The following is an 11,888-nucleotide window of genomic DNA, read 5'->3' on the forward strand; positions in this document are numbered from 1 at the left end:
CTAAAAGTCTTAGTTGATGGGGGCCGGGCCGAGCTCTTCAATGAGCTTCTGCATGGCGACGTAGGCCTTGTTGCGGTAGGCGATGAGTTCCGGAGTGCGTTCGGCGGGCACGTTGAGGAAGCCAGCGCCGGTCTTGGTGCCGAGCTTGCCCGCATCCACGAGGTCCGAGAGGATCTTCGGCGTCGCGAAGCGCTCCGGGAAGCCGGTCTGCAGCGACTTGTAGCAGAAGTTGTAAACGTCCAAACCGGCCATATCCGCGATGGCAAACGGACCAAAGAACGGCAAGCGGAAGCCGAACGTGGTACGCACCAGGGTGTCGACGTCGTCCGCTGTTGCGATTCCCTGCTCCACCAGCTGCGCTGCCTCGTGGAACAGCGCATACTGCAGGCGGTTCAGCACGAAACCGGTAACGTCCTTAACGACGGCGGTCTGCTTGCCGGCAGCGTGCACCAGCTCGCGCGACGCTGCCACCGTCGCGGCAGAAGTCTCAGCGTGAGGGATGATCTCGACGCCGGGAATGAACGGCGACGGGTTGGAGAAGTGCACGCCGAGGAAGCGCTCAGGATTGGTGACGGCCTCGGCGAGGGCGGCGATGGAGATGGTGGACGTGTTGGAACCGATCACGGCGTCCGGGCGGGCCGCAGCGCTGATGCGGGCCAGGGACTGGTGCTTGATGTCCAGTACCTCGGGAACGCATTCCTCAATGAAGTCCGCATCCGAGACAGCTTCCTCAATGTCCTTGGCGGCCCACAGGTTCTGCTTCAGGATCTCGGTGACACCTTCAGGGAAAAGCCCATCCGCGATGAACTGGTCCGACTCCACCAGCAGGCGGTCGTAGTTCTTCTGCGCCACCTCAGCGGACACGTCGGCCAGCGCAACGCGCGCTCCGCCGAGCGCCAGCACCTGGGCGATGCCACCGCCCATGTAGCCGGAGCCGACGACGGCGATCTTCCGGGCTGCGTTGGTGGCGTTGCCCTCGGTTGCTTCAGAAATGGTCATGTTCAGACTGCCTTCGTGTAGTCGGGCTCGTACGAGCAGATGGCGTCCACCTTGGCGGCGGAGGACGAGGTTTGGTCGAAGTGGTGGTCCAGCCACTCCCCTACGAGCTTTTTGGCCAGTTCCAAGCCAATCACCCGCTGGCCGAGCGTCAGTACCTGGGCGTTATTGCTGAGGACGGACCGTTCAACGGAGTAGCTGTCGTGGGCTGTGACGGCGCGGATTCCGGGAACCTTGTTGGCGGCAATGGCGACACCCAGTCCCGTACCGCAGATCAACAATGCCCGGTCAGCTTCGCCCTCAGCCACCTTGCGGGCGGCGTCCACGGCGACGTGCGGGTATGCCGTGGAGTCGTTGAAGCCGACGCCGACGTCCGTCACGGACGCAACGCGTGGGTCCCCTTCCAGCAGGGAAAGAAGTGCCTGCTTGTACTCCACACCGGCTTCGTCATTGCCGACGACGATGCGCCAACCTGGGTTGTTGCTCATGCTTTGGCTCCGTTTCCGGCCGCTGCCGCTGAAGACGCGGTGGCCAGTTGTGAATCAATAAATTGCGAAATCCTGGCCGCGATCAGGCCAAAGGACACAGCACCCGGGTCAGGGTGACCGAGGCTCTTCTCCGCCAGCGGACGCGCCCGGCCCTTGAGTGGCCGGAGTTCAGCCGTCTTGGTGGCCGCGGTTTCGGCTGCCGCAGCGGCAACCGCCAGGGCCCGGTCAACGGGAGTCCCGCCGTCGAGCTCTGTGAGGAAGGTGTCCCGGAACGGCAGGAGTGCGTCCACCATGGTTTTATCCCCGGGGTCGGCTTTGCCGAGTTCGGTGATGGCGCGGACGAAGGCGCTTACGGCGGCGGCCGCGTCCTCCGAGGTGTAGCTTTCGCGGTTTCCGAGCGACTGCCCGGCCGCGATGACTGCCGAACCCCACAGCGCTCCCGACGTTCCGCCGGCCCGCTCGCTCCAGGCTTCCCCGGCTGCTGTCAGGATGCTCGCCACCGAAGAACCGTTCGCAGCCTCGCCGGCGGCCGCGGCAGCATCGACGCCGCGACGCATGCCGATGCCGTGGTCACCGTCGCCGGCAATGGCGTCCAGCTTGCCGAGTTCCTCAACATGTTCGACCACGACGTCGCGCACCTGGGCGAGGATGGCCACGGCCTGCCGACCGAGTTCAGCCGCTGCCGGGGTGGGCTGTTCGACGTCGGCGGTTTCGGCGTCGTCGATTGCTGCCTCGGCGCGTAGTGCGCGGGGCGCCATGCTGCCCTTGCGGAACGCCGGGGTGTCAGCTGGCGCAGCCCAGTACTGCTCGAGTTCCTCGTCCAGCCACAGGAGCGTCAGCGAGAGCCCGGACATGTCCAGGCTGGTCACCAGCTCGCCGCACTCGGGTTCAACAACGGTGAGGCCTGCAGCCGTGAGGAGCTTCTCGATCTTGCCGAACAGCAGGAAAAGTTCGTCGTACTTCACCGTGCCAAGGCCGTTGACGATGGCGACGACGCGGTCCGCGGCATCCTCCGGCTTGTCGTTGAGCAACTTCGTGACCAGCAGATCCGCCAACTCGGACGCGGTGGGCATGGGGTGCTCGGAAATTCCTGGCTCGCCGTGGATCCCGAGACCGAGCGACATCTGCCCGTTCGGCACATGGAACAGTGGTTCCTTGGCGCCCGGGAGCGTGCAACCATCAAAGGCCACACCCAGCGAGCGCGTCCGGTAGTTGGTCTTGATGGCCAGACGCTCGACGTCGTCAAGGTTCAGTCCCGCTTCGGCCGCGGCACCGGCAATCTTGAAAACGGTGAGGTCCCCCGCAATGCCGCGGCGCTTCTCGAGTTGCTCGATCGGAGCGCTGGCGATGTCGTCCGTGACGGTGACAGTGCGCGTTTCGATGCCCTCAGCGTTGAGCCGGAGCTGCGCCTGGCCGAAGTGCAATACGTCGCCGGCGTAGTTGCCGTAACTGAGCAGCACTCCACCACCGGCGTTGGCCGCCTTGGCTACACGGTAAACCTGGCCGGCCGCCGGGGAGGCGAACATGTTGCCGCAGGCGGAGCCGGTTGCCAGGCCTGGGCCAACCAGTCCGGCAAAGGCTGGGTAGTGTCCCGAGCCACCGCCCACCACCAGGGCGACCTGGCCGGAGGGGACCTCGGTGGACCGGACCACGCCGCCGTCAACTCGGGCGACGTAGCCACGGTTGGCAGCTACGAAGCCGTCCAGTGCGTCATCGGCAAAATCGGCTGGGTTGTCGAAAATCTGTGTCATTTTCTAGACTCCTGCGAGCTGCGTTGCCGGTACTTGGCGCCCCTGGGCTACCTGGCTCTTGCCGAGCTCATAGCCCTCGGTCTTGGGCAGGACGTGCCTGCGGAGGTAGTCCTGGTTGCTTGCCGTAACGCTGAGTCCGTCGCCGCCGTAGTGCTCGGTGCAAAGGATGCCTTGGAAGCCCACGGAGAGTGCCACCTTGAACGCCTCGCGGTAGTTGATGAGACCGCTTTCCATCGGAGCCGGCATGGTGATGTAGCTGTCACGGGCCACGTCTTCGTCCCGGATGTAGTTCTTCATGTGCCAGTAGTTGGAGTACGGGAGGGTCTTTGCCACCATCTCGCGCCAGTCCTCGATGGGGCGGTGCAGGCGGATCAGGTTACCCAGGTCCGGGTTGAGGCCCACGTTGTCCAAGCCGATGTCCTGGACCAGCTGGACGGAGGAGTCCGCGGTGCCAAGGTAGGTGTCCTCGTACATTTCCAAGGAGATGAGGACACCTGCGTCTGCGGCGTGCTTTCCAAGCTCCCGGATGCGGGAGACGGCGTTCCCCCACGCCTCCTTGTCCCCCACGGGGTCCTTGTACCCCTCCACGGTCCAGAACCACAGCTGCTTCTGCTGCTCAGGAGTGATGGCTTGGTGAAGTCCGAAGGACACCACTTCGCAGTCCAGCTCCGCAGCAGCGTCGATGGTGCGGTGGCTGTAGGCGAGGTTGTCCGCCCAGTCCGTTTGGTGAATGACGCTGCGGCGGATGGCGGAGATCACCGGCACGCCAATGCCCACTTCGTTAGCCGTCTGCTTGAACTCGGCAAGGCGCTCTTTGCTGAGATCACCCGGACGGACCCAGCTGTCGGTGAGGTCAGCGTTGGCGAAACCTGCGTCCTTCACTTCCTGGAGGACATCCGCCCAAACGGAAGCATCGGCGTCGCTAATGTGTTGACCCGCAGCATCGGTGCCGGGGAACTGCAGGAGGGCCGCGGTGATGGGCCAATTCTCGGCGGTGTAGGCCATGATGATCACTCCTTCGTGGAATCCTGTTTCCTATAGGATTTATGAACGGAGCAAAGCTGTCAACCCTTTTCGCGAAACTTCCTGGCTGCGGCCGCGCGCACCGCTACCCGCCGATCGCCCCCATAACCTCTGGCGCATCCGGCGCAAAAGGGAGCGACACCAACCATCAACGGGTGCGCACGGCGGAAACGGGCGCGAGGCACGGACAGGTGGGAGCCACCAACAGGTGCGCACGGCGTAAACGGGCGCGAGGCACGGACAGGTGGGAGCCATCAACGGGTGCGCACGGCGGAAACGGGTGCGGCGTGCGCGACCCCGGCGGAAGGGTGGGCCTTAGTCCTCCGGCGCGTCCGCCATGGCGCGGCCGCGGACCTTCTCCACGTGATCCACCATCATCGCGGCTGCCTTCTCAGGGTCGCCGCTGGTCATGGCGTCCAGCACCGCTTGGTGCTCTGCGATCGCTTGCTCAGCGTCGGTGATGCCCACTCCCCCAAACAATCGGAAGCGTTGAATCTGGCCGCCTAGCGTGTTGTAGGCCGCCAGCAGAAATTGGTTGTTGGCCTGCGCAGCAATGAGTTGGTGGAATCGTTCGTCTGCTTCAAGGTAACTGCGATATTCGGCGAACGACCCACCCCTGGGAGCAGTTTTCAGGTCCTCCACGGCCTGTTTCAGCGCATCCAGACCGTCGGGCGTCATTCGCGAACAGGCCAATCGAGCGTTGACCGGCTCAATGGAAAGGCGGGCCTCCATGAGTTCAGCGAAGTCTTCCCTCGTGAAAACCGGAGCCACCCGGTACCCCTTTAGTGCCACGCGCCGCACCATGCCCGTATGTTCTAAACGGGCCAACGCTTCACGCACCGGGGTGGGCGATACGTCGAGTTCCCGGGCCATCCCGTCGATACTCACCGCTGCACCTGGCTCCAGCCGACCATCCATCAGCCACTCAAGGAGTGCCTCGTAGACGTGGTCCGCCAGCACTTGGCGACTGACGGGGAAGCCAGCGCGGGCAGCGGACGGTGAAGGATCAGCCATGCCACAAATCCTATAGGAACGCCGGCAGCTGGCCGGGCAGCGCCCCTGTCACAATCCGGGTGACCACACGTTAAACCACGACGTCGGCACCCGGGCGTGGGTGCCGACGTCGTGGTCTTGCTGAGGTACTTGCGCTAAAAGTGCGCGGGGTTCTTAGTTGGCGTAGAACGGGTAATCGGTGTAGCCCTCGGCACCGTCGGCGTAGAAGGTGGAAGCGTCCGGCTCATTGAGCGGCAGGCTTTCGCGCCAGCGACGGGCGAGATCGGGATTGGCTATGGCGGGGCGTCCCACCACCACGGCGTCGGCGAGTCCGTCTTCGATGATTGCATAGGCTTCATCGCGGGTGGTGATCTCGCTGAAGCCTGTGTTTACCAGGAACGTGCCGTTGAAGCGCTCGCGGAGGTCCTGCACCAAGGAGCTCTTAGGGTCATGGTGGAGGATGCTCAAGTACGCCAGGTTCAGCGGAGCGATGGTGTCAACCAGCACTTCGTATGTGGCCCGGACGTCGTCGGCGTCGATTTCGGCGATTCCCTGCACATTGTGCTCTGGGGAAATACGGATGCCCACCCGGTTGGCACCGAGGGCCTCGACCACGGCGTTGACGGTCTCGATCACGAAACGGGCCCGGTTCTCCGGGGAGCCGCCATAGCTGTCCGTGCGAACGTTCGAGTTCGGCGCAAGGAATTCGTGCAGCAGGTAACCGTTGGCGGAGTGGAGTTCAACGCCGTCGAATCCTGCCTCGATAGCGTTCTTGGACGCGGTAACAATTTCCTGAATAACCGCCGGAAGCTCGTCTGTGCGAAGTTCGCGCGGCACCGGGTAGGGCTGCTTGCCGTTGGGCGTGCGAACTTCGCCCTCGATGGCCACCGCACTGGGGCCCACGATCTCGTGGCCGTTGGTGATGTCGGCGTGTGAAACGCGGCCGCCATGCATGACCTGAGCAAAGATGCGGCCACCTTCGGCGTGGACTGCGTCGGTGACGTTCTTCCAGCCCGCAATTTGCTCCTCCGTGACAAGCCCTGGCTGCCCCGGGTACGACTGGCCTGCGAACGTCGGGTAGGTACCTTCGCTGACGATCAGCCCAAGGGAAGCCCGCTGCCGGTAATGCTCAGCGATCAATGAACCAGGCACACCGTTCTGACCTGCGCGTAGACGCGTCAAGGGTGCCATCACCAGACGGTTGGAAAGTTCAAGCTCGCCGAGGGCCAGGGGGGTAAACAGCATGCGCAGTTCCTTTCAGAGTGAATCAGGTTCACCTTGGGCAACTGCATGGCGTCTGCAACTATTCCGAAGGAGTCGGACATCACACCGACTGTGATGGAAAATCAGGACTCACTCCGGTTCGACGCTTTTCAAGGCATCTTCGAAGCACTCGCACAGGGCCAGTACCGCCACAAGGTGAGCTTCTTCTGCATGAGGAGGATCCGTGTCGATGCATATTGACTCGTTGACCGACTGGGCGAGGTCCTTGGACTCCTTGCCCGTGAGCGCCCAGACCCGTGCACCTCTTGATTTCGCCGCGGCTGCAGCTTCACGGAGCTCCTCGGTGATCCCCCTGGCAGCGAGAAGGACCACTATGTCACCCGCTCGCACCTGGGTGGATATCTGAGCTCCCATGCTTCCGCTGCCGTTAGAGCCGGCAGCGCTTTTGGTGATGGAGATGGCTTTGAAACCGGACCCCTCCACAGGATCGTGCGCGTTCAGCTCTGAGGTGAACCTCTGCGCCTCGTGCGAAGATCCGTCGCTGCCTGCGGCGAAGACGCACCCCCCGCGCAACCTGACACGCGCCAACTCCTCGCCCCATTCGGCGAGCCGCGAAGACTCGCGACGGAGGGCCGCCACAGCGGGGCCGATCTCACCCAGGTGTCCTAAGACCACGTCTACCGCATGCCGGTTCGGTTTCGACCCGGTAGAGCGTTCCGCCTGACCTGTTCGCCTCACCACAATGCTCACGCCCCTACCTCCGTCCCTTGAAGCTACAGGTTCCTGCCGCCCTCGCGCGTTGGACTGTCATTCGCCGAACCATCCCGGCCGCCGCGGTCCCGTGTAAGCCGCTCGCCCTCAGCTAGGTTGGACCGATCGTGGTCAGCCTCGCGGGAGTGGTCAGCGCCCTGCGTACGGTCAGTGTCACGGGAGCGGTCAGCGTCATGCGACCTCCCCGTGTTCGAAGCCGGATCCAGTTTGTCGGCGCGACGGAGATGTTCCTCGACGCGTTCGTGAGCTTCTCCGGCCTTGTGCGCTCGTTCTTCCGCTTCCTTCCGGAGCCGGTTGGCTTCGACTTCCGCCTGAAGCGCGGCGGCCTCTGCCTGCGCTGATTCGGCTTTTGCCTGGTGCGCACCGATGGCTTCCTCGGCCGCCTTCTCGCGCAGCTCCTCAGCACGGCGGCGATTGACCTCGGCCTTTTTGCGTCGCCCGATGACAACTGCGACGATCACAACGGCAATGACGACGACGGCCAGCACGATGATCAGTACCAGTGTTCCTGTATCCATGTGCGTTACCTCCCTGATGAGCGGCTTCTATGGGCGCCGCTCGTGGCCCGTGCTGGCTTAGTACGTGAAATGCTTGATGCCCGGGATGTGTACCTGGGGTGTACCCCAGGTACACATCTCGAAACGATTCCGGGTTCTCAGACGGGCAGCTCCATCCGGAAGCCGCACCTGCAATGGATGACACGGGTCGTGAAGTACACATCCAGCAGGCCATCGTCCACGTCTTCGGTGGTCATGGGCGCGTAGACGCTACGGGCAGAGGATTCGGCAAATGCCATGGGCTCACCGCAGTGGAAATAGTGACCACCGGATTGGAGCAGACCGGATACGTTTCCGCTGCGATTGGGGATTGCGGCAGCGTCTCCGGAAACTAGCGGGTTCTTCATGATGGACAACGCGATCACTCCTCGGTCGGCTCTGCCCGAAACTCTCTCCTTCGCACCATCTTAACACTAACAATCAGGATGCTTATTACTTTTGGGTTTCAGTGGCTTTCGATGTGTTCCCTGAGCGCTGATCTTCCGGCGATGTCGAGGCAAGGCGGCCTTGTGCGCTGATGCCATCTCTGCTTCGCTGGGAAGGTCTCCAGCAGCGAGGGACCTACCCAGCCTTAACGCAGGGAGCATTGATCGTGAAAGCAGTGACATGGCAAGGCCGGCGCTCAGTCAGCGTCGAAGACGTCCCCGATCCCTCCATCCAGGAGCCCACGGACGCGATTGTCCGGATCACATCCACAGCCATTTGCGGCTCCGACCTTCACCTTTACGAAGTTCTGGGCCCGTACATGCATAAGGGCGATGTAATTGGTCACGAGCCCATGGGAATCGTGGAAGAAGTGGGCTCCGAAGTCCACCGACTCAAAAAGGGTGACCGCGTGGTGGTGCCATTCAATATCTCCTGCGGTCATTGCTATATGTGCAACCAAGGCCTTCAGTCGCAATGTGAAACCACGCAGGTGACAGCCAAGGGGTCAGGGGCCGCACTTTTCGGCTACTCCGAACTTTATGGCTCAGTCCCCGGCGGACAGGCTCAATACCTGCGCGTTCCCTTCGCAGATTACGGCCCTGTCAAAATTGATTCCGATGCCCCGGATGAGCGCTATCTCTTCCTCTCAGACATCCTGCCCACAGCGTGGCAGGCAGTTGAGTATGCGAACGTGCCGGACGGTGGCACGCTGGCTGTACTCGGGCTCGGCCCCGTGGGCCAGTTCGCTGCAAGGATAGGCGTCCACAAAGGCTTCCGCGTGATTGGCGTCGATCCGGTCCCCGAACGCCGCGCGATGGCGGAGGCACATGGCGTAGAGACCATGGATTACAGCTCCCACGTGGCGGAGCAGATTCGTGAAGATACGCTCGGGCGAGGGCCCGACTCCGTGGTGGATGCGGTGGGTATGGAGGCTCATGGATCCCCCGTGGCATCCTTCCTCCACCGGGCCGTCTCGTTACTCCCGGACAAGCCCGCGCAGGTGGCCATGGAAACCATGAGCGTTGACCGGTTAGCCGCGCTCCATACAGCCGTGGATCTGGTCCGCCGTGGCGGAACCCTTTCGCTGAGCGGCGTCTATGGCGGTCAAGCAGATCCCATGCCCCTGATGACCATGTTCGACAAGCAAATCCAGCTCCGCATGGGGCAGTGCAATGTTCGCAGCTGGACTGACGCGCTGCTCCCCCTGGTAGAGGACGACGCCGATCCGCTGGGAGTCATGCATCTGGTCACCCACACCGGAGGGCTGGATGAGGCGCCCGCCCTCTATGAGAAGTTCCAGAAGAAGCAGGACGGCTGCATCAAGGTGGTGCTCAAGCCCTAGGCGGCGCTTCACAGTCGCGTGGTACCAATGCCATAGCGATGTGTTCAGGAAGTACCCAGAATTGCTCGTTAGCCTAGCGATTGTCAGCGTTGGATTACATCGAAGGAGGGCCCATGGGACTCGGAGACAAGATCAGCAACAAGGCACAGGAAGTCACCGGTAAGGCAAAGGAAGCCTTGGGTGACGCAACGAACAATGAGAAACTGCAGGCCGAGGGCGTCGCTGATCAAGCGGCTGCCAAGACCAAGCAGGCCGGCGAGAACGTCAAGGACACCGCGAAGGACGTCTTCGACAAGTAAGCCCCCACAGCAACAACCACAACTAAATAATTCACACAGCACAACGCCCCGGCGCTCGAAAGAAGGCCGGGGCGTTTGCGTGCACCCAAGTAAGTAGCATTCAAGCGCGTTTTGAGGGCTCTAAACGCGCTTAACTGCGACTCAGTTGGGTCGGCGGGGGTTACTTTTGGGCCGGGAGTACCAGCGCGCCCGTCTTGTCCGTGGACAACGCCAGGGACGAGATGTACTGGGGTTCGCCGTCGGGCCCGTCCTGAGCGGAGCGGAGCATGTCCGGACGTTCGAACTCGATGCCAGTCACGTGGCACATCAGCTTGGCATCGCTGGGGTTGCCGTCGGCGTCAAACATCGGCAGGTCGATGCCGTCGTCGATCCGGCGGAGGTAGTAGCGCCCCTTGGTGGCCAGAGCCAACAGGGGCGGCAGCACCAAGGCCAGGCCCACTGCGAAGATCGGCGAGAACGGCTGTACTGCGGAACCGAAGGCGCCAAAGAAGACGGCGATGGAAACCCCAGCGGAAACCAGCATGGACACGAAACCCACGGGATTGACGGCGTAGAGCATCCCGCGGCGGAACTCCGGAACCTTGGGCGAGATCTTCAGCAGATACTTGTTGATGGCTATGTCCGAGGCCACCGTGACCACCCAGGCCATGGCGCAGTTGGCGTAGAAGCCCAGGATCGTGTTGAGGAACTCGAACATGTTCGATTCCATAAGCACCAGCGCAATCACCAGGTTCACCACAACAAACACCATGCGGCCCGGGTAGGTCTTGGTGATGCGCGTAAAGGAGTTGGTCCAGGCCAGCGAGCCGGAGTAGGCGTTGGTGACGTTGATCTTGATCTGCGAGATGACCACCAGCACCACGGCCAAAGTCATGGCGAGCCAGGCCGGCATCATCTCTTCGTAGACGCCCAGAAACTGGTGAACGGGCTCATTTGCATGCACCGCAGCCGCAGGATCCAGCTTGGCGATCAGGTAGATCGCGATGAACAGGCCGATGATCTGCTTGATGGCACCGAAGATGACCCAGCCCGGTCCGGCCAGGATCACTGCACGCCACCAAGCACCCTTGTTCTCAGCAGTCTTGGCCGGCATAAAGCGCAGGTAGTCGATCTGCTCCGCGATCTGTGCCATGAGTGACAGGCACACACCGGCCGCCAACATCACCGATGCCAGGTTAGGTCCACCCTGCCCGGAAGCGCCGGTGAACGCGAAGAAGGCGTCGATGCTCTCGGGGTGGGACAGTAGCAGATAGCCCACGGGAACCACCATGAGCAGCAGCCACAGTGGCGTGGTCCACACCTGCAAAGTAGCGAGCGTCTTCATTCCGTAGATCACCAGCGGAATGATGATGATGGTGGACACCGCATAGCCGATCCACTGCGGAATACCGAGGCCCAGCTGCAGCCCTTGGGCCATGATGGAGCCCTCAAGCGCGAAGAAGATGAACGTGAACGTGGCGAAAATGATGTTGGTGACCACTGAGCCGTAGTAGCCGAACCCCGAGCCGCGGGTGATCAGGTCCAAATCGATGTTGTAGCGTGCTGCGTAATAGGCCAAGGGGAAGCCGGTGGCGAAGATGATCACCGCGGCCACGATGATGCCGAAGATCGCGTTCACTGTTCCATAGGCGATGCCGATGTTCGCGCCGATGGAGAAGTCGGCCAGGTAGGCGATGCCGCCCAACGCACTGGTGGCCACCACACCGGCGCTCCATTTCCGGTAGGACCGCGGAGCGAACCGGAGCGTGTAATCCTCCAGGCTCTCCTTCGCAGCACTCATCGCGTCGGCGTTGCCTTGCGCTATTGGAACAGAGCCGGCGGTTCCGACGGCGGTTCCAGCCGCCGTCGTCGGCTCCAATGTTGCGGTACTCGTCTTATCGTCACTCATTCGGGGTCGCTTTCGTCCGGGGAGGGTGCTTCGCCCACGACGCTAGTCACGCAGCGCGTCAATTCAGTCACGTCCATGTTTCACAGCTGTAACTTCTGCATCAGCCGCCCCGCGCGGCCAGCACCAAAAT

12 protein-coding genes are annotated in these 11,888 nt (G+C 62.5%); 2 read left to right on the forward strand and 10 right to left on the reverse strand.

Features of this window, described 5'->3' with window-relative positions; all coding sequences use genetic code 11:
* Positions 1 to 9 precede the first annotated feature (9 nt).
* The 9 genes from HAV21_RS09780 to HAV21_RS09820 form a co-directional block, all read right to left on the reverse strand.
* Complete coding sequence (locus tag HAV21_RS09780) at positions 10 to 999, reverse strand: 3-hydroxyacyl-CoA dehydrogenase family protein (RefSeq protein WP_166841552.1); 990 nt, start codon at positions 997 to 999, stop codon at positions 10 to 12.
* A gap of 2 nt (positions 1,000 to 1,001) precedes the next feature.
* Positions 1,002 to 1,484, reverse strand: a complete 483-nt coding sequence (locus HAV21_RS09785; protein ID WP_166841553.1) for a ribose-5-phosphate isomerase — start codon at positions 1,482 to 1,484, stop codon at positions 1,002 to 1,004.
* Positions 1,481 to 3,235, reverse strand: a complete 1,755-nt coding sequence (gene dhaL / locus HAV21_RS09790; RefSeq protein ID WP_166841554.1) for a dihydroxyacetone kinase subunit DhaL — start codon at positions 3,233 to 3,235, stop codon at positions 1,481 to 1,483. The genes HAV21_RS09785 and dhaL overlap by 4 nt, the downstream gene beginning before the upstream one ends.
* A 3-nt stretch (positions 3,236 to 3,238) precedes the next feature.
* The gene (locus HAV21_RS09795) at positions 3,239 to 4,240 is read right to left on the reverse strand and encodes a sugar phosphate isomerase/epimerase family protein (protein WP_166841555.1); all 1,002 of its coding nucleotides are present in this window, start codon (positions 4,238 to 4,240) and stop codon (positions 3,239 to 3,241) included.
* Between the two features lie 333 nt (positions 4,241 to 4,573).
* On the reverse strand, positions 4,574 to 5,272 hold the full coding sequence (locus HAV21_RS09800; protein ID WP_142940027.1) for a GntR family transcriptional regulator: 699 nt from the start codon (positions 5,270 to 5,272) through the stop codon (positions 4,574 to 4,576).
* 153 nt (positions 5,273 to 5,425) lie between these two features.
* The gene (locus HAV21_RS09805) at positions 5,426 to 6,496 is read right to left on the reverse strand and encodes an alkene reductase (RefSeq protein WP_166841556.1); all 1,071 of its coding nucleotides are present in this window, start codon (positions 6,494 to 6,496) and stop codon (positions 5,426 to 5,428) included.
* 108 nt (positions 6,497 to 6,604) lie between these two features.
* Positions 6,605 to 7,225 carry an SIS domain-containing protein gene (locus HAV21_RS09810; protein WP_187697265.1) on the reverse strand — a complete coding sequence of 207 codons (621 nt, stop codon included), beginning with the start codon at positions 7,223 to 7,225 and terminating at the stop codon, positions 6,605 to 6,607.
* Between the two features lie 23 nt (positions 7,226 to 7,248).
* The gene (locus HAV21_RS09815; protein ID WP_166841557.1) at positions 7,249 to 7,764 is read right to left on the reverse strand and encodes a hypothetical protein; all 516 of its coding nucleotides are present in this window, start codon (positions 7,762 to 7,764) and stop codon (positions 7,249 to 7,251) included.
* 137 nt (positions 7,765 to 7,901) lie between these two features.
* Entirely contained in the window at positions 7,902 to 8,150 is a 249-nt protein-coding gene (locus HAV21_RS09820) for a hypothetical protein (protein WP_208096646.1), read from the reverse strand.
* A 245-nt stretch (positions 8,151 to 8,395) separates the two neighbouring features.
* Here HAV21_RS09820 and HAV21_RS09825 point away from each other — a divergent pair, with 245 nt between their 5' ends.
* Positions 8,396 to 9,571 (forward strand): zinc-dependent alcohol dehydrogenase, encoded by a 1,176-nt coding sequence (locus HAV21_RS09825; RefSeq protein ID WP_142940031.1) that lies wholly within the window; start codon positions 8,396 to 8,398, stop codon positions 9,569 to 9,571.
* Positions 9,572 to 9,684: 113 nt separating this feature from the next.
* Positions 9,685 to 9,870 carry a CsbD family protein gene (locus HAV21_RS09830; RefSeq protein ID WP_142940032.1) on the forward strand — a complete coding sequence of 62 codons (186 nt, stop codon included), beginning with the start codon at positions 9,685 to 9,687 and terminating at the stop codon, positions 9,868 to 9,870.
* Positions 9,871 to 10,030: 160 nt separating this feature from the next.
* Here the strand turns inward: HAV21_RS09830 and HAV21_RS09835 are convergent, their stop codons facing one another.
* Positions 10,031 to 11,758, reverse strand: coding sequence for a hypothetical protein (locus HAV21_RS09835; RefSeq protein ID WP_166841558.1), 1,728 nt, complete (start codon positions 11,756 to 11,758; stop codon positions 10,031 to 10,033).
* Positions 11,759 to 11,888: the final 130 nt, after the last annotated feature.

Origin of the sequence: Paenarthrobacter sp. MSM-2-10-13 (assembly GCF_011605365.1) — a bacterium.
In the GTDB taxonomy this organism is placed as follows: domain Bacteria; phylum Actinomycetota; class Actinomycetes; order Actinomycetales; family Micrococcaceae; genus Arthrobacter.

What these genes read in the sequence shown, in the direction of transcription:
- dhaL (WP_166841554.1), bottom strand. Translation starts at nt 3,235, where the DNA reads ATGACACAGATTTTCGACAACCCAGCCGATTTTGCCGATGACGCACTG.
- HAV21_RS09795 (WP_166841555.1), bottom strand. Translation starts at nt 4,240, where the DNA reads ATGGCCTACACCGCCGAGAATTGGCCCATCACCGCGGCCCTCCTGCAG.
- HAV21_RS09820 (WP_208096646.1), bottom strand. Translation starts at nt 8,150, where the DNA reads ATGAAGAACCCGCTAGTTTCCGGAGACGCTGCCGCAATCCCCAATCGC.
- HAV21_RS09805 (WP_166841556.1), bottom strand. Translation starts at nt 6,496, where the DNA reads ATGCTGTTTACCCCCCTGGCCCTCGGCGAGCTTGAACTTTCCAACCGT.
- HAV21_RS09835 (WP_166841558.1), bottom strand. Translation starts at nt 11,758, where the DNA reads ATGAGTGACGATAAGACGAGTACCGCAACATTGGAGCCGACGACGGCG.
- HAV21_RS09785 (WP_166841553.1), bottom strand. Translation starts at nt 1,484, where the DNA reads ATGAGCAACAACCCAGGTTGGCGCATCGTCGTCGGCAATGACGAAGCC.
- HAV21_RS09830 (WP_142940032.1), top strand. Translation starts at nt 9,685, where the DNA reads ATGGGACTCGGAGACAAGATCAGCAACAAGGCACAGGAAGTCACCGGT.
- HAV21_RS09815 (WP_166841557.1), bottom strand. Translation starts at nt 7,764, where the DNA reads ATGGATACAGGAACACTGGTACTGATCATCGTGCTGGCCGTCGTCGTC.
- HAV21_RS09780 (WP_166841552.1), bottom strand. Translation starts at nt 999, where the DNA reads ATGACCATTTCTGAAGCAACCGAGGGCAACGCCACCAACGCAGCCCGG.
- HAV21_RS09800 (WP_142940027.1), bottom strand. Translation starts at nt 5,272, where the DNA reads ATGGCTGATCCTTCACCGTCCGCTGCCCGCGCTGGCTTCCCCGTCAGT.